Origin of the sequence: Bacillus sp. 1780r2a1, assembly GCA_024134725.1 — a bacterium.
GTDB classification, from domain to species: Bacteria; Bacillota; Bacilli; order Bacillales; family Bacillaceae_H; genus Priestia; species Priestia aryabhattai_A.
Window position 1 is genome coordinate 2953606 of the sequence record CP099863.1, and the last position, 20407, is coordinate 2974012.

Below are 20407 nucleotides of genomic sequence, written 5' to 3' on the forward strand. Positions count from 1 at the left end.
GAATACATAAAAATAAATTTTTTATTAACAAAAAAAACGCTTAATATAAGCGTCTCTAATTCAATGAACGATTGTTTTTTACTAGTTTATCAAATGTTGCATAGGTTAAACTGATAACTCTTCAAAGGTTTTACAATAAGATCTTTCACACTGGCTTTAACGATTTTAATAACTGCTTTTTATTTTTTATCTTAGGTTTCAGGTAGCTTACTTCGCTATCTAGAATCCTGTAAACCCTCCAAAGATGCTCGTTGTATAAATAATAATCTTAGTCATCCAGTCAAAATATAAAATGATTCCCATTCCAATCATTGCATATCCACCAGTCATCATCATCGTTTTCATATGGCGCTTAATCCAGTTCATTTTACCTATAAAAAATGACATGATGAAAAATGGTATTGAAAACCCAAGCGAATAAGCAATCATGTAAAGCATAGCTGAACTAGGGTTAGTAGTTGCTAAGGCCATAACCGATACAAGAATAGGTCCCGTACATGGCGTCCATCCTGCAGCAAACGCCATTCCAATAAGAGAAGAACCTAACAGACCTGTAGGGCGGTTCGAAAACTGTACTTTGCGATCTTTCATTAAAAACTTTGGCTTAAAGACTCCAATCGTTACAAGCCCTAAAAATACAATGAGTATGGCGCCTACTTGACGAATTAAGTCTCCATAGTTTGCAAATACATTTCCAATAAAAGAAGTACCAAAACCAATTGCAATAAAGATTAAACAAAAGCCTAATAAGAAAAAAGTGGTATGTAAAAGAGCTTTGCGCTGATGTACGTTTTTTCCTTCTTTTAGATCGCCTACTGAGACACCTGTAATATACGATAAAAAAGCAGGGTACAACGGTAAACAGCATGGTGAAATAAACGATAAAAATCCTGCTCCAAATGCTAAAAATAAATTCACATCAGCCATCTTTAATTCACTCCATTTGTTTAGAATCTGTTACCAATTTGTCATCAAAATGACTTATCTATTCCTTTTCAAAAAGTGCCATTATCTTGTATAATTAGGTAAAAGTTTTATTGAGAAGGGACCAGTTCTATTGCTGAAACAAAATATATTGTTAGAGATTGAAAAGAAGCGTGAAGAGCTGATTCGGGTCGTTCGAGTTAGTGGATTAAATTCTCCTCCTGCTATTAAGCATAGTCAAGAATTAGACCACCTGCTAAACATCTACAATAACACTCCTTCACAGCACTCCGAGACAACTTCTATTTAAGAGGTTGTTTTTTTATATCTCTCTAACAGCCTCTTCTTGATTGTTCTGGAGCCGATACATACTATAATAAAGCCCCTGCTTTTCTAACAGCTCTATATGAGTACCTCTTTCAACAATTTCACCTTTATGTAGCACTAAGATAGCGTCTGCATGTTGAATAGTAGACAAACGATGAGCAATTGCCACCGTTGTTCGGTTGGCCTTCATCTTTCCTAAAACAGCTTGAATAGCGTCTTCTGTCTCTGTATCAATATGTGCTGTTGCCTCATCTAGAACTAGTATTTTGGGTTGACGCACCATTGTGCGAGCAAATGATAAGAGCTGACGCTGACCGCTTGACAATGTGGCTCCCCTTTCAACAAGCATTTCATTATAACTATTAGGTAAACCTTCAATAAAAGGTGTTGCCTGTACAAATTTCAGCGCTTCTCGTACGTCTCCTTCTGAAATTAAAGGGTCGTGAAGAGAAATATTGGCGTTAACTGTGTCAGCGAAAATAAATGAATCTTGCAGTACTAGACCAATGCTTTTTCGAATTTCTTCTTCACTATACGTTTGAAGAGGTTGACCATCAATTAGAATTTCACCTTTCTTTGGCGTATAAAAACCTAGAAGCAAATTAATAATGGAACTTTTCCCACTACCTGTATGTCCCACTAACGCAACGGTTTGACCTTCTTTAATTGAAAAAGAAATGTTCGATAATACGTTCGTCTTTCCATCGTAAGAAAAAGTAACTCCTTTAAATTCTATCATACCTCGCTTAATTGTAGTTTGTGAGTCTTTCATAAAAGAAGGGGCTTTTTCACCTTCGTCCATCAGTTCAAATACTCGCTTTGAAGCGACCATGGCTTGCTGGTACATTGAAAGGCGCTGCATCATTTCGTTAACTGGCTGAAAAAAACGTTCCAAATAGTTTACAAAAGCATACAACACTCCAACTTCTACCGGACTATCTAAAACTGATATACCAAAGTAACTAAGTACACCAATAATTGCGAGAACATACAACACGTCAACTGCTGGCCTTAAAAGTAGACCATCCAGCTTTAAATTACGTACACCAGCTTGATAATGTGATTCATTGATATCTCCAAACTCACGCCTTAGACGCTTTTCCTGCCTGAATATCTGAACAATTCCCATACCTTGTAACGATTCGTGAATCTTTGCATTGAGCTGACTGAGTTTTTCTCTTAACCTCGTATAATAAATCCCACTAAAATGCTGATATGTTTTCATTAAGAAAAAAATGAATGGTAAAAGCGCTAAGCAATAAAGAGCTAGCTTCACATCTAAAATGAACATGGCTACAAAAATACCAATTAAAAAGACACCGTTTTGAATAAATACTGCAATAACTTCTACAAACATTTCTTTAATTGCTTCCGTGTCATTGGTAATTCGTGAGACCAGACTTCCCGTTGGTGTTCGGTCAAAATACCGAAGCCCAAGCTTATGTACATGTGAAAACACGTCAATCCTTATTTGTTGAATAACGTTTAAAGCAATCTTCTGAAACCTAAGCTGTTGAAAGTATTGAATAACTACCTTAATCATATTCAACACCATGTAGCCAACTCCTAATAATAAGAGAGGCTCTAAAGGGAAATAACGCTCTGTTAAATACGTATCAATAAACACTTTGATGAGCATGGGACCTAACAAATCCGCCGTGGTGGCTACCAACAATAAACAAAATGCAAGCGCAAATTCTTTGCGATGAGGAACTGCATATCTTAATAACCGCTTTAATACTCCTCTATTTTTCATGATATTTATAGCCTCCAGCTTCTACAATCTTTTCTAGCTGCTGCCTTTTATACATTTCTTGATACCATCCGTGTGCCTGTAAAAGTTCTTCATGTCTTCCACGCTGAATAATTTGTCCACCTTCAATGACCAAAATTAAATCCGCATGCGCAACTGCACTAAGTCGATGAGTAGTAATAACTGTTGTTTTATTTTGACGATGCTGCTTTAAAGATTTCAAAATAAGGGCTTCTGTTTTCCCATCAACTGCTGAAAGTGAGTCGTCTAAAAAAAGCATTTGAGGATTCTGTAATAGCGCCCGAGCAATTGATAACCGCTGCTTTTGTCCACCTGATAAAGAAACACCTTTTTCTCCTACAATGGTGTCATATCCATGTGTAAAGCACATGATGTCTTCATGAACATGTGCCAACTGTGCCACTCGCTCTATATCTGAATGAGGAGCATCTAGATTCGAAAACGCAATATTTTCTCCGACTGTCGTTGAAAATAAGAAATGGTCCTGCGGGACGTAACCAATGCTATTATATAAAGAATCAAAGCTATAAGATTTAATGCTATGCTGATCAAAATAAATATCTCCAACCGTCAAATCGAATTCCCGAATAAGCAGTTTTAGTAACGTTGTTTTTCCAGCTCCTGTTTTCCCTACAATTCCAAGCGTCTGACCTTCCTGTAAGGCAAAGTGGATATCTTTAAGAACCACTTCATCTGTACCTGGATATACAAAGCGATTAACCTGTACCACAATCGCTCCTTTGGGGCTTTTTGTGATAGGTTGGTCACTCTCGACAATCTCATTTTTTTCTTGTAGCAGAGCAAAAACTCGATCATATGACGCCCTTCCTCTTTCGACTATGTTGAAAAGCCAACCAAACGCCAGCATCGGCCATACTAACAGCCCAAGGTACGTAGTAAATGTAACTAATTCTCCTAGCGTAATTTCATTGCTTACAACCATTCGTGACCCAAAAATAAGAGCAAATAAAAAAGACCAGCTCACAATAAACGAAATAGTAGGGTCAAATAAAGCATCAACTCTCGCTACTTTCATATTCTTTTCGACAACATCAGCTGATTGTTTCGTAAACATATTGACTTCTGATGCTTCTTTTCCGAACGTTTTTACAACTTTTACACCCGTAATACTTTCTTGTACCTTATCGTTTAAAGAGGAAAAAGCCGCTTGAGCTTCTCCAAATCTTTTATGTAGCATCGTGCCGTATTTACTCGTTAACCAGGCCATTAAGGGCATAGGTAATAAGCTAATTATCGTTAGTTTCCAGCTGATTGTTACAGCCATTGTTATTAATACAACACCCCCTGTAATAACAGAATCTGCAAGTGTTAATACACCAATGCCAGCTGTTTGTTGAATAGCTTGAATATCGTTCGTTGCATGAGCCATCAAATCACCAGTGCGTTTATTTTGATAAAAAGTTTGATTCATTTTTGTGAAGTGTTCATACAGCTTATTACGCATTTGCCTTGCCAGTTTAACAGCTGCCCCAAAAATCATAACTCGCCACATGTACCTCATACCATATGAACCGACAGCAGCTGCTCCTAAAAAGATCACCATATGGAGAAGGGTTTCTTTCGATAAACTTTTACTTTCAATAGCATCTACTGCCCATCCAATAACACGAGGTGGCACTAGCTGAAGTAAAGCAACCGCTATCAAAAGTAAAATCCCTATAATATATGCTTTCTTTTCTTGCTTAAAAAACCATCCCAAATCACGAAATATATTCACAGCTCCACCACTACCCCTATTTTTCTATATTTTCTAACAATTAAAACGGTATACTGTTTACATATTTTAACACAACCACATGCCATCGTCAGTACATACTTAATATACACGCAGGAGTTGATGCTTTTTATAACACATTGATAATTAAGCTAGCTCTATTCCACCTTATAGTGCTTAGTGAACAAAAAAGACACCCTTTTAAGCTGAGAGTGTCTGTCCAATTAACCATTATTTAATTTGGCTGTTCATCGCTTTCATCATTTGGTTAATCTTCTTCTGTGATGGTTTCATGCCCATTTGCATCATCATCATTTTTAACATTTGTTCATTAATTGGTGGATTTTTCTTAAAGTAGCTCATCATGTATTTACGAGCAATGAAAAATCCTAGCGCTACCCCAGCAAGCAATGCTAGAATACCAACTAGAATATATGGCCACATACTACAACTTCCTCCTTCGTGTTGTCTACCTTACAGTGTACTAAATCATTCGCCAATATACAATATTTCCAGACTAATTTCCTTAAATAATTACACATATTTTCTTGTTTTAACAGGTCTTAGCCACCCGTACTCTTCTGTCCCATAATTAATTGCTAAATAGCACGCATCAAGCTTTCGCAGCACTTCAAAGAAAGCGGTCTCTGCATCAACATTTCCATCTCCTTCAATCGTTATACATTGACTATTTATTTTGAGTGAAGCTCGACTTTTTTTATGTGGGTATTCTAAAACGAAATGATCATTGTGTATAAAGAAGTGAGGGTATTGAGAAAATGTTTGAAGTATTGCGCGCTGAATGTATGAAATAGCAAGAGGTCTTGTAATGTATTCAACCTGTTTTTGAAGATATTGATCTTCTAAGCCTCTCTTCATTTTATAATCCACAAATAGTTGAAAAACAAGCTTCTCTCTCTGAAAATATGCTTTTGCTACTTCGTCTTCCATTAAATATACTTCATATGTTCTCATACTTCTCCTCCTTCTTTCTCCTTTTATTTTTTTTATTATAGCTTGTTCATCTTGCAATGGTTGTCTATTGATGCAAAAATTCTTTTGTTTTTTTGTCGAAACAAAAAGAGCAGGCCCAAAGGACCTGCTCTTTTTCAATAATTATGCATTTAACATGCTTTTTACTCTTGCTACAACGTTCTCAACTGTGAAGCCAAATTCCTTCATAATTGTTTCACCAGGAGCAGAAGCACCGAAGTGGTTAATGCCAAGAACTTGACCTTCGTCACCTACGTAACGTTCCCAACCTAATGTCGAAGCCATTTCAATACCTAAGCGCTTCTTCACTGATTTTGGAATAACACTTTCTTTATACTCAGCTGACTGCTTCTCAAAGCGATCCCATGATGGCATGCTGACAACAGCCACTGAAATACCTTCTGCTTCAAGTGCTTTTTGTGCGTCTACTGCTAAGCTTACTTCAGAACCAGTTGCAAGTAGAAGTGCGTCCGCTTGTTCTTTACCTGCTTTTGATACAACGTAAGCTCCTTTTGAAACACCTTCATAAGCAGTTTCATTTGTACCCTCAAGAGTCGGTAAGTTTTGACGAGTTAACACAAGCGCTGTTGGCGTATCTGTAGACTCTAATGATAAACGCCACGCTGCAGCTGTTTCGTTAGCATCTGCTGGACGAATAACTGATAGACCAGGCATTGCACGTAATGAAGGTAGTTGCTCAATTGGCTCATGTGTTGGACCATCTTCACCAACTGCAATACTGTCATGAGTAAATACATACGTAACAGGCAGCTTCATTAATGCTGCTAGACGAATTGCTGGACGTAGGTAATCAGAGAATACGAAGAATGTACCTCCGAATACTTTCACACCACCATGAAGAGCCATACCGTTAAGCGCTGCACCCATTGCAAATTCACGAACACCAAACCAGATGTTGCGTCCACTGTAAGCTTTTGCAGTAAAGTCTTCTGCACCTTTAATCATTGTTTTGTTTGAACCAGCAAGGTCTGCTGAACCACCAAAGAATTGAGGGACAGCTTGTGCTACTGCGTTTAATACTTCACCTGATGAAGCACGAGTTGCTAAGCTTGAACCTGTTTCATATACAGGTAATTGTTGTTCCCAGCCCTCTGGAAGTTTACCTTGGACAGCTAATTCGAATTGAGCGGCTAGCTCAGGATGTTTTTCTTTATACTGAGCAAAAACGTCGTTCCATTCTTTTTCTTTCTTTGCACCTTCATCAGCAATCGTTGCTTTAAAGTGAGCATAAACTTCTTCTGGCACATAGAAATCTTCTTCAAACGTCCAGCTGTAAGCCTCTTTTGTTAATTTTGTCTCATCTGCGCCTAGTGGAGCACCATGAACGCCTGATGTTCCTGCATGGTTTGGAGAGCCATAGCCAATTGTTGTTTTAACTTCAATTAAAGTTGGACGAGAAAGATCTGCTTTAGCTGCTTCAATTGCATTTGAAAGCTCTTCTAAGTCATTTCCATCTTCTACGCGAATTACTTGCCATCCATAAGCTTTGAAACGATCTTCTACGTTCTCAGAGAATGAACGGTCTAAGTCTCCGTCTAATGAGATGTCGTTTGAATCATAAAGCACGACAAGGCGACCTAATTTCAAGTGCGCTGCTAGTGAAGCTGCTTCAGCTGATACACCTTCCATTAAGTCTCCGTCACCACAAATACCGTATGTAAAGTGGTCAACGATTTCAAGTCCCTCTTTGTTATATGTTTCAGCTAAATGACGCTCGGCCATTGCTTTACCAACCGCCATTGCAATTCCTTGTCCTAATGGACCAGTTGTTGCATCAACACCTGCTGTGTGACCATACTCTGGATGACCCGGTGTCTTACTTCCCCATTGACGGAAGTTTTTTAAATCGTCGATTGATAGGTCATAGCCTGCTAAGTGTAATAAGCTATATAAAAGTGCTGAACCATGTCCTGCTGATAAAACAAAGCGATCACGGTTAAACCAATCTGGATTTGATGGATTAATGTTCATAAACTTTGTCCATAGCGTGTAAGCCATTGGAGCTGCTCCCATTGGCATACCTGGGTGACCTGAGTTTGCTTTTTCGATAGCATCAATTGATAAAGTACGAATTGTTGCAATTGAAAGATCTTCAATACGTTGTGTCATAACTCTTCATTCCTTTCAAAACTATGTATATATGTAATCATACTAATGATTCACGATTTTGTACAATATTTGATTCGTTTTTTTTCGTACTTTTACATTTTTCGTTTCCAAACGCAAAAATATACAAAAAACTAGAGAAACTCATTTCTCTAGTTTTTGCACCACAGCAAACTATCGCCTTAGTGTAGACGCTTCTTTTTGCTATCTTTCAGTTTTTTAGGGGTTACGTCATTCCCTTTTTCATCAACGACTTTGATTGTATGAAGGTGATTTGTCATTGATTGACGGAACGTTTGTAAGTATTCTTTACGAAGCTCTTGCTGCTCTGTGGCTTCAGCTTCTGTTAAACCTTCCGCCTTTGATTTTTTAGATAGGTGATTGATTCGTGCCATTTTATCTTTAGACAACATTTTGTCAGAACTCCTCGCTTTTTAATACAATTTAAACCATAATACAATACGTACACACATCTTACTAAATCTCTTGTTTTTTAGCAAGAAGCTCGCCTTGATCATCGCAGTACTCCTGATAGCGACGATGTACAGTTGCTTTTGACACCTTATAGCCAAAGCCCTTTAGGGTGACAGCAATTTCTGCAAACGTTAAGCCGTTGTTACGTAGTTGTACAATCTCTTCTATAGGAACTTCCTTTCGGTCTCTACCTGAGTTTACATGCTGGTTCTTTAAATTATGCTCTGGATGATAACCATTGGCAACCGCTCTTTTCATCCCTCGTTTAATCTTTGCATTATGTAATTTCCTTTGATGTTCCTCTACCAAGCTAATGATGTTTAACAACATGGAATCAGCTTCTGATAGCTGTAGCTGTCCCTGATGACTAATCGTATAAATTGCTACTTTTTCCTTATTTAATGCATGTAATAAAGCAATCCTTGCATTCCCTCGTCCTAGTCGTGTCTCATCCTGAATGAGCAAGGTCGAAACACCTTCTGATTTTACCAATTCTAACACTTCTAATATTCCTTCTCGGTCAACTTCATAACCGCTCGCTTTTTCAGAGATAACTTCACCAACTGTAAAATTATGCACCTTAGCAAGCTGCATTAACTCTTCTTCCTGCCTCTTTAACGATGTTTCTTGCGCTTCTTTATCTGTACTTACTCGACAATAGATAACTGCTTTCATCTATCTAGCTCCCTTTCTTTATTTCAAAATAATAAAACCCCTACCATCATTTAGCAGGGGACTCGTAGTTCTAGTTCATTTATCAAAAGCAATCTGATGATCACTTGCTAACTCAGATTTTAGTACCGGAATATATAGCTGATCTCCCGGAGAAAGCGACTGTGTAGATGGAACAGTTAGCTCATTCATATTTTGGACCCATTCTACAAATTCGTTTGGTGATAAATTATGATGCTTACTATATTCTTGGGATAATTCCCAAATAGTATCACCCTTTGCAATGGTAACAGTTGTGTATTTTTCTAACTCCACTCTATCTGCTCCTAATAATAACGTCAAGACATATGTAAGTGCGGCGATAACCACAAAAAAGGTAGTGTAATGCTTAATAGATTCAATTAATGGTCTCATCTCAAATCCCCCTCAGAATGTATGTTCTCATTTTATTGCGAACACCCGTTTCTGTCAATGGGTTTTTTCGAACTTATGTTTGTATATTATATATAGCCATGATATAATTTATAGCAAAGAATAGCTAAAGATGAGGTGAAATATATGAAGCTATCAAAACGGCAACAAGAAATACTAGATTTCATTAAGCATGAAGTGAAATTAAAAGGATATCCGCCATCTGTTCGTGAAATTGGTGAAGCAGTTGGTTTAGCATCTAGTTCAACAGTTCACGGGCACTTAGCTCGTTTAGAAAGCAAAGGGCTAATTCGTAGAGATCCAACAAAACCAAGAGCAATTGAGATTCTTCAAGCAGAGGCTGATGTGACCATTCCACACAGCGCAGTGATAAATGTTCCTGTTATTGGTAAAGTTACGGCGGGTTTTCCAATTACTGCAATTGAAAATGTAGAAGAGTACTTTCCATTACCTGACAAGTATGCCTCTCCTGATGAGCAAGTATTTATGCTAGAAATCATGGGAGAAAGTATGATTGAAGCTGGTATCTTAGATGGAGATATGGTAATTGTTCGCCAACAACAAACAGCTAATAACGGCGATATTGTTGTAGCAATGACCGAAGACAACGAAGCAACTGTAAAACGTTTCTTTAAAGAAGATAATTTTGTTCGCTTACAGCCAGAAAACTCTACAATGGCACCTATTATCTTACGCCATGTAACTATTTTAGGAAAAGTCATTGGAGTATACCGTTCTATTCATTAAAACAAACCAGCTGGAAAATCAGCTGGTTTCTTTATGTTTTTTTTTGGTCAAATATAGGTATATTACTTAAAGAGCCACAATGAAAAACGTAAGGGAGGGATTTTTTAGTGAATAAGCCGCAAGCAATGAACTCTCCTTTTCAAGATATTACACCTAATCATGCAATGAATATGTTCTTGTTTCCTTTTTCTTTTAATCGAAAAGAGAAAAAAGATTTAATTTCCGCTCTTAATAAACATGAGTTTGACTTTTTTTCTCTAGAAAATAAAGATTTAGAAAAGAAATTTTATAGCGAGGACTACTTTGTTTCTCATGCTAGTCTTGATCAATATTTTCTTCCTTATATTGAATGTATTCTTTTTCCTCAATCAACGAAAGAAACTGGACTTATTCGATTTTCAAAAAAAATGAATCAAGAGATTACATTTGAAACAAAGGCGTCAACCATTTTAAACGAAGTGTTGTCTATTGATATTTTTTTATGCCCATTTGAAATCGGTGTAATGACGATTCGTACCGAAGTAAAGGGAAACCATTATTCGTACGATGACGTCATTGAATTTATGAATCAGTTTCGCGTATTGGAGCCTAAACTGGCTGAAGAGCATGGAGCAACCATTACATACGAAAATAAAACCTATGATAAAGTACAAGATTATATTTTTTCAAATTTAACCCCGTTTCTAAAACCTTATATTGAGCAAGAAACACAGCACAGCAAACACTTTGGAAGTTTGCCTTATTTTATTGATGAACGCATGTACGTACTAAGTTATGTGACCGTCAACAATGAACAGCCTATTAGCAGTGGAACATTATTTCGAACTGGACAACTGAACAGCTATGATACTGGCGGTAAACCATTTATTTCAGCTAGAAACCAACAATATATTGACGAATACAATGATCAACACGTATACAAGCGATGGATGCCCGAAACATACTATGTTGTAACAGATCACGTTTTTTCTTGTATTTCACATTCAGCTGATGAAGAGACGGATCAAATGTTAATGAATCATCTATTTGGTCAGCACTACTATAATTTATTTTTACATTTCTTTTATAAGATTGTACTATTGAAACTATCTTATCAATATTCGCAACTTACATTTGAAAAAGACCAAAATGACATTGAACGACTCATTCGCTCCATCACGCTCTTTTCGGGTAAATACTTGTTTTTAGAAATCAGTTCCCGAACGGAAGGGCAAGAATTTTCTAGACTTTTCAAAAAGACGTTTCACATTGATTCACTCTATCAAGAGGTGAAAGAAACACTTGGGACTTTATATCAAAATCAAGAAAAAATTGCAGGGAAGCGGCATAATTATCTACTATTAATTTTAACAATCTATACTGTCTTATCTGGTATCTATGGAATGAACTTAGTTATCGAAAGCTGGAATAAAAACCTAAATTGGAGTGCGATAAAAGATTATTCAATGTTTGAATACATCGCATTTATCGTTGCCTTATCAGGAATTACAATTAGCATTAGCCTAGGTATAAACGCCCTATATAAGCTAATTAAAGACCGCCTTCAACAATGACGAGCATAGGTTCTATGCTCGTCATTGTTCTTTCATCACTTTCTCTAATTTTACTCGAACATTCGGTCCGTAAATTCCATCTACTTCCTTTGGCAAATAGACCTTTTGAAAACGAGCAACCGCATCAGCCGTATTTGCTCCATAAATTCCATCTATGCCATGATTAGGAGCCGATTTATTAGGATAAAAGTAAACTGATGCCAGAGCTTTTTGAAGCGTGTATACTTCTTCTCCCCTTGCTCCCTTCTTTAATATGCTCTTGGGGAGAGAAGATTTAGGTCTTTTCACAAATTGACTTTTTATTTGTTGAAAAGAGGTTGCCACTGTGCTTAGTATGCCTGGCTTGGCCTCAGTGATATCTTGAAAAAACGCAATGTTCATTTCATTTAAGTCGACATGTGTAGAAATTCCTTCAACTTTTCCCTGATCTGTATATTGAAACATGGCCCATTCTGACCAACCAAGTAGATTTCCCGGGCAATCAAATCCTTCTGCGCGATTGCTGCTACTATAACGAGCAATCCAAAGAGGATAATGAGAAAGTTCCTTTGAGAAGTATGTTTTAGCAAAGTGGTAGCCGCTATATAACAACGGCTGTACACCTGTATTTTTCTCCATTTCCTTTAGCCATGCTTGTCCAAACCTAGAGACAAACTCAGGACTTTTCCCTTTATTGACTTCTAAATCTAGGCATGGGGGAAAATCAAACTCCATTGACTGAAGCTGCTGTAAAAAAAAGGCCACTTCCTGTTTAGGGTCGTTGGTACAGTGCGCATAGTGATAAAAGCCAACAGGTAAACCAGCTCTCTTAGCTCCATCGTAATTCTCATATACCCTTGGATCTGTAAACGTTTTCCCTTCTGTTAACTTAATATATGCCCCCTGCACGCCGGATCTAGCTACTCGGTTCCAATCAATTTTTCCTTGATGATGTGACACATCAATAATCAATGGATTATGCACACTACGATTTTGCATATCATCACGCTCCTATGCTTTTGTACTACCCTAGCAGAAAAAAGTATTGATGCAAAGCAATAACCTCAATCAAAATTAAAAAGGATATTGTTCATGCACAGCTAATATACATAAAGGCAGCCCATTACTTAGGAGTTGAAAAAATGAATTGGAATAAGCGTATATGGAGTTGGAAAGAACTAACGCTATTATTAGGCCTTGTGTTTATTGTTGTACCTATTGCAATTGAATATCTTTTCAAAAAAGAGCTAAACGCTATTTTACAAAATGATTTATATGCGGGTACATTAACTGGATTGGTGATGGCCATTCTTTTCACAGTAGGTGTTTACGTAGTAGCTTTACGGCCTAATCATCTTCATTGGACAGAAGTAGGATTAAAAACATTCCCTCAAAAGGCTTGGATAACCATTACTTGGCTAACTCTTCTATTAATTATAATGAGTATCATAGCTGTGATAGTAATGGAGTTACTTGGCATTGGTACAAGCAATCAAAAAACTGAAAGTCTTCAATCACGTTTAACCTTTATGAATTTTATGATTGGTTTTATATCAGCTAGTATTGTTTCTCCTGTATACGAAGAAATTTTTTATCGAGGTTTTCTGTATCGTTGGTTTCGACGATGGGGTATTTTCAATGCCACTCTTATCAGCTCATTATTATTTACATTGGCTCACTTGCCAACCTACAATACATTGCTAGTTAATTTCATATCTGGCATTATTCTATGCTGGGCTTATGAAAAAACAGGTTCTGTGGTACCGGGAATGATTATCCACGGCGTTTTTAACGGAATTGCGATTGTATTGGCAGCTCTGGCTTAAATGTTTACACACAACTGTTCTGCTTAAATAAAAAAAGAATGTTGAGTATTCAACATTCTTTTTTTATTTATCTAAAGCTTGCTCTTTCTTTTGAATATTTAATAGCCATTTAGTAATCCAATAAGCAAAGTATACAATACCTAGGTCTATTAGAAACACGTAAAATAAATTCATGCTCTTACGCGCTTCAATTAATCCTAAACTTTTTTCTAACGGTGCTAAGCCAAATGCAAAGAGCGCGCTTACTATAATGGTATAGATATAAAAGTTCTTACTGTGTTTTGTGCAATATTGATAGAGAAGTAAAAAGCCAACTGGAAGTACAGAAGCGGTAATGTTAGATGCGTTTGGTAATATCGGAATTAGAAAATAAGCATGTGTAAGGTGGTTACTTCGCCCAAGCGCAATATCAATATAAGTCCATAGAATATGCACCGTATAGCCGAAGAAAAAAAGCTCAAAAATTCGTTTTCGGTCTACCGTAAAACAAAGTAATACAAGCGGGAATACTGCTAATGCTAAAACAGCCCAAAACTGCCAGTTTCCAAAGTCTGAATACTGCTTCCAATAATCATAAAATAAATGATTTAGGTGATCTTGGGTTTTATGAATCGTTTGCCAATACTGTTCTTCACTCATCAAAATCCCCCTCTACAGAGCGTACACTTATCTATGCCCTCTTTTTTCATTTTTATGTAAAGGTAGAAACTGTGTCCAATCGTATGTTTGAACGTGGCTTTGCTTTTCTATAAGATTTTCCAAATTCTTTACAACTTCTTTTGGTTTTAAAACTTGATGCGACATGAACGTGTTCATAATCCTTCCTTCCATTCAACCCACCTATCTAAGTGGAAGAAAATTACTTGTTTGATATTTGGTTCAATTGTAAAATAATGTTATATACATTGGAAGGGTGATATGATGTTTGGGATTACAGTCAAAAAGACGAATGAACAGTTAGTTATTAAGTGGCAGCTCTCTACGTTTACGATTCCTCTTGATGATATTATTGAGATTCAAGAAGATGATACATATGGTGGTCAACAAGATGACTCAATTCGTATTGGTACACCATACGGAACGACTGATCGAATTTGCATCAAAACCAAAAAGCAACCCTATCTCCTTTTCACAACAAATCTTCCTGCTATTTTAAAAGAAATTTCATAAAGCTTTGTCTAAAAACCTTTGACACTACTCTCAAAGGTTTTTATTTAGTACTTTTTATTGACAATGTTTTCTTCTACTATATAATTGAAAATGATTATCATTATTAACAATATACATAAAGGGGTAGATTACACTGAAGAAGCTCTTAACTATTCCATTTTTGCTGTTGCTTGCGATACTAGTGAGTGCGTGTGGTAACAACGCAGAAACGGTCTCTCAAAACGAAGGTGGAAACAAAAGTGAAACATTTACGTATGAAGCTGAAAATGGATCGATAGAAGTTCCTAAAAGCCCCAAGCGTATTATCGCTCTTTCTAACGGCCCTAACGTAATGTCTCTAGATGGCAACATCGTTGGAATTGATGAATGGAGCAGCGCAAACCCACTTTTTAAAGAAAAAGTAAAAGGGGTAGAAGTTGTATCAGAAGATGATTTAGAAAAAATTATGGAGTTAGAGCCTGATTTAATCATTGCTGGCTCAGAAATGAAAAACATAAAAAAATTAAGCGAAATTGCTCCTACCGTTGCTTTTACATGGGGGAAGCTTGACTATTTATCACAGCAAATTGAAATCGGAAAGCTACTAAATAAAGAAGCTGAAGCTACCGCATGGGTCGATGATTTTAAAAAGCGTGCAGCTGCTGCTGGTGAAGAAATTCGTGCAAAAATCGGTGAAGACGCGACGGTTTCGGTTATTGAAAGTGGCAACAAAGAATTTTATGTGTTTGGAAACAACTACGCACGCGGAACGGAAATCTTATATCAAGCTATGGGTTTAAACATGCCTGAAAAAGTTAAAGAAACGGCGCTTAAATCCGGTATTCATACGATTTCTGCCGAGCTTCTTCCTGAGTTTGCTGGTGATTATATGATTTTAAGTAAGTATGCAGACGGGGACAATTCATTTTTAAAAACAGCAGTATGGAAAAACATCCCTGCTGTAAAAAATGGCCAGGTTTTTGAAATCAATGCCAAAGCATCAACTTACAGCGATCCTATTACGCTAGAACATCTTTTAAGCTTTTATGAAAAGTCATTCCTTAAAGAATAATAGAAAAAGGTACGAGGTTTGACACCTCGTACCTTTTTCTATTATTCTTTATTTCTATTTTATAAAGCGCCTCTTGGTTTCTACTACCAAAACCTCGATCCATACCAAGATTATTCTTCCCTTGGTCTTCTTCACTTAAATAGTGTTCTTGTGAAATTTCGACACCATGAATTTTAATCCATTTAACAAGTTCGCTATTTCCTGAGTTATCCCCGCTCAGTAAAAAATATTTAACCTTCCCTTTCTTTACAAGACCCTCTAGCTCACTCGTTGTTAGAATAGGGTCCGTACCGTTGAACCCTCCTAATGCCATGACGCTTTCATTAGCATCAATAATATAAGGTGCGGCCGTAACGGTTGTGAGCGTCGCAAATAAGTACTCTTCTCCCGTATTATTTTCGCGAAGGTATGAAAGAAGCTCGCTATTCACGTTTGAGCTAAATATTCCACCTTCGTTCATTGAGTTGCTAAGCTGCGGCCCTGATTCGGGGAGTACACTATTTCCACCGTAAAGGATAGGAGTCACAGACCAATACATTGGCGCTATCAAAAGGATACATAAACTGATAATTGACAGTCTTTTTCTAGCTATGTCGTGACTCTTCAGTATAACAAAAGCAACTGTCAGCATTACACCTACAATACCTAATGTATACATCCATACGCTTCCAATTTGCTCTGTGTAAGAGCCTAGAATATACGTTTGAAAGATGACAGTAACTCCCACTGCTGCGGGTAGTAAATAACTTTTCCAATCGTTACACTCTTTGTATAAGCGATACATTGCACTCCAGCCAATCCCGCACAAAGCGGCAATTGGAGGAGCAAGCATAATTAAATAGTAGTGATGAAAAAATCCCGCAATGCTAAAAAACCCGGCTACTGGAACCAGCCATGCAGTCCAAAACATCGCTTCTTGCCATTCTTTCTTTCTTCGCTCACGAAATGCGGTCAGTGCTACCGCTAAAATTCCCATTAATGCAAAAGGCAACACCCAGCTAATTTGCCCAGATAAAGCCGACTGAAATAATCGAAGTGGACCTGCTTCACCTGTTCCAAACATATTCATACTTTGGCTACCTCCAGTTCCTACACTTCCTTGTGGCCCTCTTGAATTATTGTTTCCTGGAGGTCCACCATCCCCTTGATTTTGAGGCATTTGCGGCGGCTGATTATTTCCGTTCATTGACGGAGGTGTCCCTTGAGCATCGTCACTTTCTGAGTCGTCAGGAATTGATATATTCTTTGATGCCTGAACACTTCCTTGTTCTCCAAATCCGCCCATTCCAGCTCTTGCATTTCCTGTTGTTTGCCCTAAAAGACGTTCCGTACCGTTATAACCAAAAGCTAACTCCAAAACTGAATTCGTTTGGCTGCTACCAACGTAAGGACGATTATCTTCTGACACGTACTCTACTACCAAAGCCCACGATAGCGAAACGCTTGCTAATACAAACATAGACAGTATAAGTGATAAAATTCTTTTTTTTACTGACTTCCGTGCAGCAACAGCGTACATGACGATAAAAGCTGGTAATACCATAAATGCTTGAAGCATTTTCATATTAAAGCCCAGTCCAATTAGTCCAAAAGCAAATATAAGCCAAAGGATCTTTCCTGATTTCAGCGATTTCATTAAACACCAAGTACCTAAAAGAAGTGTAAATACTAACAGACTGTCAATATTATTCGTTCGGCTTACTGCTACTGCAATAGGAGTTAACGCCATGACAATTGCAGCAATTCGAGCTGCTCCATCTTCGAACGTCGGTTGAACCATTTTATAAAGTAAGTAAACTGATCCTGCTCCAGCAAGGGCTTGGGGTAAGATCACGCTCCATGTGTGCACGCCAAACAAAAGTGCAAAAATAGTTTGAATCCATAGCACAACAGGTGGTTTATCCACCGTCACGAAGCCAGACGGGTCAAATGAAGCGTAAAAGAAATTGTGAAAGCTCTGAGTCATGCTTTTCACCGCAGCTAAATAATATTGGTTCGCAGCCCCGTCCTGCCAAATGTTGTATGTATTTAATACTAGTGTAGCTACCAAGCTTAAAACTAATACTAGATCCAATCGTTGCGTGATTTTTTTCATAAACTTCTCCTTTTGTTCATCATTTGTTACACAGTTTAGCAAGGAAATGTGAACTGAAAATGAACGGTGAAAAATTCATGAATGATTATCTATTTAAGTGCCTATTATTAAAATCATCTTCTCGAGTTTTGGATGCTTTTATTTAAATAATTACCTACAAGCTTGAATGTTCTATTAGTTTGAAAAATTGATAGCCCCTTGAACAAAATAGTTTTTATTATAGAATATTTAAATAGATAAAACATTCTATACTTAACATAACTGTTTTGGAAAGGAGCTTTACTTGCTACTGTGGAAAAGAAACTTACAAAGCATGCTCACCAATCTACTATTGTTTTTATTTCATATTTTAAGAAAATGAAAGGAACTATGAGACAACGCGGAAAAATCGATTATATAGATTCAACTATTTCTGCTGCAGGTGCATTAATTGCCATGCTTGTCGTTAGTTTTATCGTTTTACACCTAGGTTACCCTATGGCTATAGCTCCTCTTGGTGCAAGCTGTATTTTAGTCTTCGGTGCTCACAAAAGTTTACTTTCACAACCTCGACATGTCATTGGAGGACACTTTCTTTCTACAACTTGCGCAATTATTATACTTGGTTTACTAGGCAAAAGTGTTTTTTCCCTCGTGTTTGTATTAGCATTTGTCCTTTTTCTTATGGCTCTTACAGAAACAATGCACCCTCCAGCAGCAGCTAGTGCTCTCGTTGCCATCAATAACGAAGTAACGTGGAAGTTTCTACTTCCTATTGTTTTCGGTGCTTTGGTAGTCGTGTTTATTTCAACCATCTATAATAATGCCTTTCGTGCAAGGCAGTATCCGACGCATTGGTTTTGACTGCGCTACTTCATAAATTGGACTTCAAAAAAACGGATACACACGTATCCGTTTTTTCAATCTAAACAAGATCAAGGCTATAGTTAGTAGCCTATCTCCAATAATAAAGTTTTAAACTCAATGAGCTGACGGCTTAACATTTGAGCGATCATAAATCGCGAGCTTATCTACTAATCTTTTACTAGTCGAATCTAATCCTTCAATTGCAACATTCGTTCCATGTTCGCGATATTTCATCACAACCTTGTCAATAGCACCTACAGCTGAATCATCCCAAACCTTGGCATTTGAAAAGTTAATAACGACGGATTTAGCATCAGCTGTAAAGTCAAAAGCATTTACAAAGCTTTCAACTGAAGCAAAGAATAAAGGTCCTTCTACGTTAACAAGTAAGTTGGAACCTTCTACCTTTTGATAAAGATTAATCTTTGAGATTTTTGCTACAAATAACACTGCACTTAAAATTACGCCTGCAATAACTCCTTTTGATAAGTCGTGTGTTGCCACAACGATTGCCATCGTGACAATCATGACAATTACATCACCTTTTGGTGCGGTAACAGCATATTTAAAGGAAGACCAATCGAACGTTCCGGTGGAAACCATAATCATAATTCCAGCGAGTACAGGCATTGGAATTTGCACAACAAGTTGACCTAAAATCAGAATTAAAAACATCAAAAACATTCCAGCTACGAAAGTCGACAAGCGACTTCGACCACCTGATTTAACGTTGATGACTGACTGTCCAATCATCGCACATCCTGCCATTCCACCAAAAAATCCTGTCACAAAGTTAGCGATACCTTGACCCTTTGCTTCTTTATTTTTATCACTTTCAGTATTCGTCATATCATCTACAATTGTCGCTGTTAAAAGCGACTCTAATAATCCAACAATAGCTAATGCAACAGAGTACGGAAAGATAATAGTAAGGGTTTCAAACGTAAACGGAACGTCTGGAATCAAAAACGACGGTAAGGATTGTTTAATTACTCCTAAGTCTCCTACTGTACGTAAGTCTGCACCACTTGATATAGCCACAATGGTTAACACGACAATGGCAATAAGCGGTGCTGGAATTGCTTTAAAAAATCGTGGTACAAGATACACAATGATGAGTGTAATTGCTACAAACACGTATGTTAAAGTAGAGATTCCAAAAAAATGTGGAACCTGAGCCATAAAAATTAAAATAGCTAAAGAGTTTACAAAGCCTATCATAACCGCTCTTGGAATAAATTTCATTAGCTTAGCTACTTTAAAAATACCAAATAAAAGTTGAATCACTCCTGTTAAAATAGTCGCTGCTAATAAATAGTTTAGTCCGTAGCCTTTTACTAATGGTACCATCAGTAAAGCCATAGCGCCTGTTGCTGCTGAAATCATTCCTGGTCTGCCACCAACGAATGAAATAATAACGGCAATACAAAACGAAGCATACAAACCCACCATCGGATCAACGCCTGCAATAATCGAAAATGCAATGGCTTCTGGAATTAGTGCTAAAGCAACTACGATTCCTGCTAGTACGTCAGCACGGATGTTTGAAAACCATTCTTGCTTAATTTTATCTACCAAATCCTGCACCTCTTATCCTTTTATTTTGACTCGCTACTCGCAAGCCGAATTCGTCTTCAACAAAAAGTAGTCTACCACTCTTTTTCCCAAAATGGAACCTTTTT

Annotated in this window: 21 protein-coding genes; 7 read left to right on the forward strand and 14 right to left on the reverse strand. The window is 37.3% G+C overall.

Features of this window, described 5'->3' with window-relative positions:
• Positions 1-219 precede the first annotated feature (219 nt).
• Positions 220-927 (reverse strand): cytochrome c biogenesis protein CcdA, encoded by a 708-nt coding sequence (locus tag NIZ91_14830; GenBank protein ID USY54019.1) that lies wholly within the window; start codon positions 925-927, stop codon positions 220-222.
• 130 nt (positions 928-1057) lie between these two features.
• On the opposite strand from NIZ91_14830, the gene NIZ91_14835 reads away from it, so the two are divergent.
• Complete coding sequence (locus tag NIZ91_14835) at positions 1058-1234, forward strand: aspartyl-phosphate phosphatase Spo0E family protein (protein USY54020.1); 177 nt, start codon at positions 1058-1060, stop codon at positions 1232-1234.
• Positions 1235-1246: 12 nt separating this feature from the next.
• Here NIZ91_14835 and NIZ91_14840 read toward each other — a convergent pair whose 3' ends face one another.
• The 8 genes from NIZ91_14840 to NIZ91_14875 form a co-directional block, all read right to left on the reverse strand.
• On the reverse strand, positions 1247-3007 hold the full coding sequence (locus NIZ91_14840; protein USY54021.1) for an ABC transporter transmembrane domain-containing protein: 1761 nt from the start codon (positions 3005-3007) through the stop codon (positions 1247-1249).
• Complete coding sequence (locus NIZ91_14845; GenBank protein USY54022.1) at positions 2997-4763, reverse strand: ABC transporter transmembrane domain-containing protein; 1767 nt, start codon at positions 4761-4763, stop codon at positions 2997-2999. Before NIZ91_14845 ends, NIZ91_14840 begins: the two co-directional genes overlap by 11 nt.
• Positions 4764-4991: 228 nt before the next feature.
• Positions 4992-5204: a YneF family protein gene (locus tag NIZ91_14850; protein USY54023.1), complete on the reverse strand. Its 213-nt coding sequence runs from the start codon at positions 5202-5204 to the stop codon at positions 4992-4994.
• A 90-nt stretch (positions 5205-5294) separates the two neighbouring features.
• Positions 5295-5735 carry a sporulation inhibitor of replication protein SirA gene (sirA, locus tag NIZ91_14855; GenBank protein USY54024.1) on the reverse strand — a complete coding sequence of 147 codons (441 nt, stop codon included), beginning with the start codon at positions 5733-5735 and terminating at the stop codon, positions 5295-5297.
• A 141-nt stretch (positions 5736-5876) separates the two neighbouring features.
• A complete protein-coding gene (gene tkt / locus NIZ91_14860; GenBank protein ID USY54025.1) occupies positions 5877-7883 on the reverse strand; it encodes a transketolase in 2007 nt (668 codons plus the stop codon).
• A 179-nt stretch (positions 7884-8062) separates the two neighbouring features.
• Positions 8063-8293 carry a DUF896 domain-containing protein gene (locus NIZ91_14865; GenBank protein USY54026.1) on the reverse strand — a complete coding sequence of 77 codons (231 nt, stop codon included), beginning with the start codon at positions 8291-8293 and terminating at the stop codon, positions 8063-8065.
• A gap of 64 nt (positions 8294-8357) precedes the next feature.
• Entirely contained in the window at positions 8358-9029 is a 672-nt protein-coding gene (locus tag NIZ91_14870) for a recombinase family protein (GenBank protein USY54027.1), read from the reverse strand.
• A 75-nt stretch (positions 9030-9104) separates the two neighbouring features.
• Positions 9105-9440 (reverse strand): LysM peptidoglycan-binding domain-containing protein, encoded by a 336-nt coding sequence (locus NIZ91_14875; GenBank protein ID USY54028.1) that lies wholly within the window; start codon positions 9438-9440, stop codon positions 9105-9107.
• Positions 9441-9584: 144 nt separating this feature from the next.
• Here NIZ91_14875 and lexA point away from each other — a divergent pair, with 144 nt between their 5' ends.
• Complete coding sequence (gene lexA / locus NIZ91_14880) at positions 9585-10205, forward strand: transcriptional repressor LexA (protein ID USY54029.1); 621 nt, start codon at positions 9585-9587, stop codon at positions 10203-10205.
• 107 nt (positions 10206-10312) lie between these two features.
• The gene (locus tag NIZ91_14885; protein USY54030.1) at positions 10313-11758 is read left to right on the forward strand and encodes a hypothetical protein; all 1446 of its coding nucleotides are present in this window, start codon (positions 10313-10315) and stop codon (positions 11756-11758) included.
• Between the two features lie 21 nt (positions 11759-11779).
• On the opposite strand, the gene NIZ91_14890 is transcribed toward NIZ91_14885, so the two are convergent.
• On the reverse strand, positions 11780-12736 hold the full coding sequence (locus NIZ91_14890) for a peptidoglycan-binding protein (GenBank protein USY54031.1): 957 nt from the start codon (positions 12734-12736) through the stop codon (positions 11780-11782).
• Positions 12737-12879: 143 nt separating this feature from the next.
• Here NIZ91_14890 and NIZ91_14895 point away from each other — a divergent pair, with 143 nt between their 5' ends.
• A complete protein-coding gene (locus NIZ91_14895) occupies positions 12880-13563 on the forward strand; it encodes a CPBP family intramembrane metalloprotease (protein ID USY54032.1) in 684 nt (227 codons plus the stop codon).
• A 63-nt stretch (positions 13564-13626) separates the two neighbouring features.
• Here NIZ91_14895 and NIZ91_14900 read toward each other — a convergent pair whose 3' ends face one another.
• Positions 13627-14202 carry a hypothetical protein gene (locus NIZ91_14900; GenBank protein USY54033.1) on the reverse strand — a complete coding sequence of 192 codons (576 nt, stop codon included), beginning with the start codon at positions 14200-14202 and terminating at the stop codon, positions 13627-13629.
• Positions 14203-14229: 27 nt separating this feature from the next.
• On the reverse strand, positions 14230-14394 hold the full coding sequence (locus tag NIZ91_14905) for a hypothetical protein (GenBank protein ID USY54034.1): 165 nt from the start codon (positions 14392-14394) through the stop codon (positions 14230-14232).
• Positions 14395-14484: 90 nt separating this feature from the next.
• Between NIZ91_14905 and NIZ91_14910 the strand changes: the two genes are divergently transcribed.
• Positions 14485-14733, forward strand: coding sequence for a hypothetical protein (locus NIZ91_14910; protein ID USY57182.1), 249 nt, complete (start codon positions 14485-14487; stop codon positions 14731-14733).
• Between the two features lie 133 nt (positions 14734-14866).
• Positions 14867-15784, forward strand: coding sequence for an iron-hydroxamate ABC transporter substrate-binding protein (locus NIZ91_14915; GenBank protein ID USY57183.1), 918 nt, complete (start codon positions 14867-14869; stop codon positions 15782-15784).
• On the opposite strand, the gene NIZ91_14920 is transcribed toward NIZ91_14915, so the two are convergent.
• Complete coding sequence (locus NIZ91_14920; protein USY54035.1) at positions 15774-17879, reverse strand: glycosyltransferase family 39 protein; 2106 nt, start codon at positions 17877-17879, stop codon at positions 15774-15776. The genes NIZ91_14915 and NIZ91_14920 overlap by 11 nt on opposite strands.
• Before the next feature lie 291 nt (positions 17880-18170).
• Between NIZ91_14920 and NIZ91_14925 the strand changes: the two genes are divergently transcribed.
• A complete protein-coding gene (locus NIZ91_14925; GenBank protein USY54036.1) occupies positions 18171-18722 on the forward strand; it encodes an HPP family protein in 552 nt (183 codons plus the stop codon).
• Between the two features lie 117 nt (positions 18723-18839).
• Here the strand turns inward: NIZ91_14925 and NIZ91_14930 are convergent, their stop codons facing one another.
• Positions 18840-20303 carry a SulP family inorganic anion transporter gene (locus tag NIZ91_14930; GenBank protein ID USY54037.1) on the reverse strand — a complete coding sequence of 488 codons (1464 nt, stop codon included), beginning with the start codon at positions 20301-20303 and terminating at the stop codon, positions 18840-18842.
• Positions 20304-20407 lie beyond the last annotated feature (104 nt).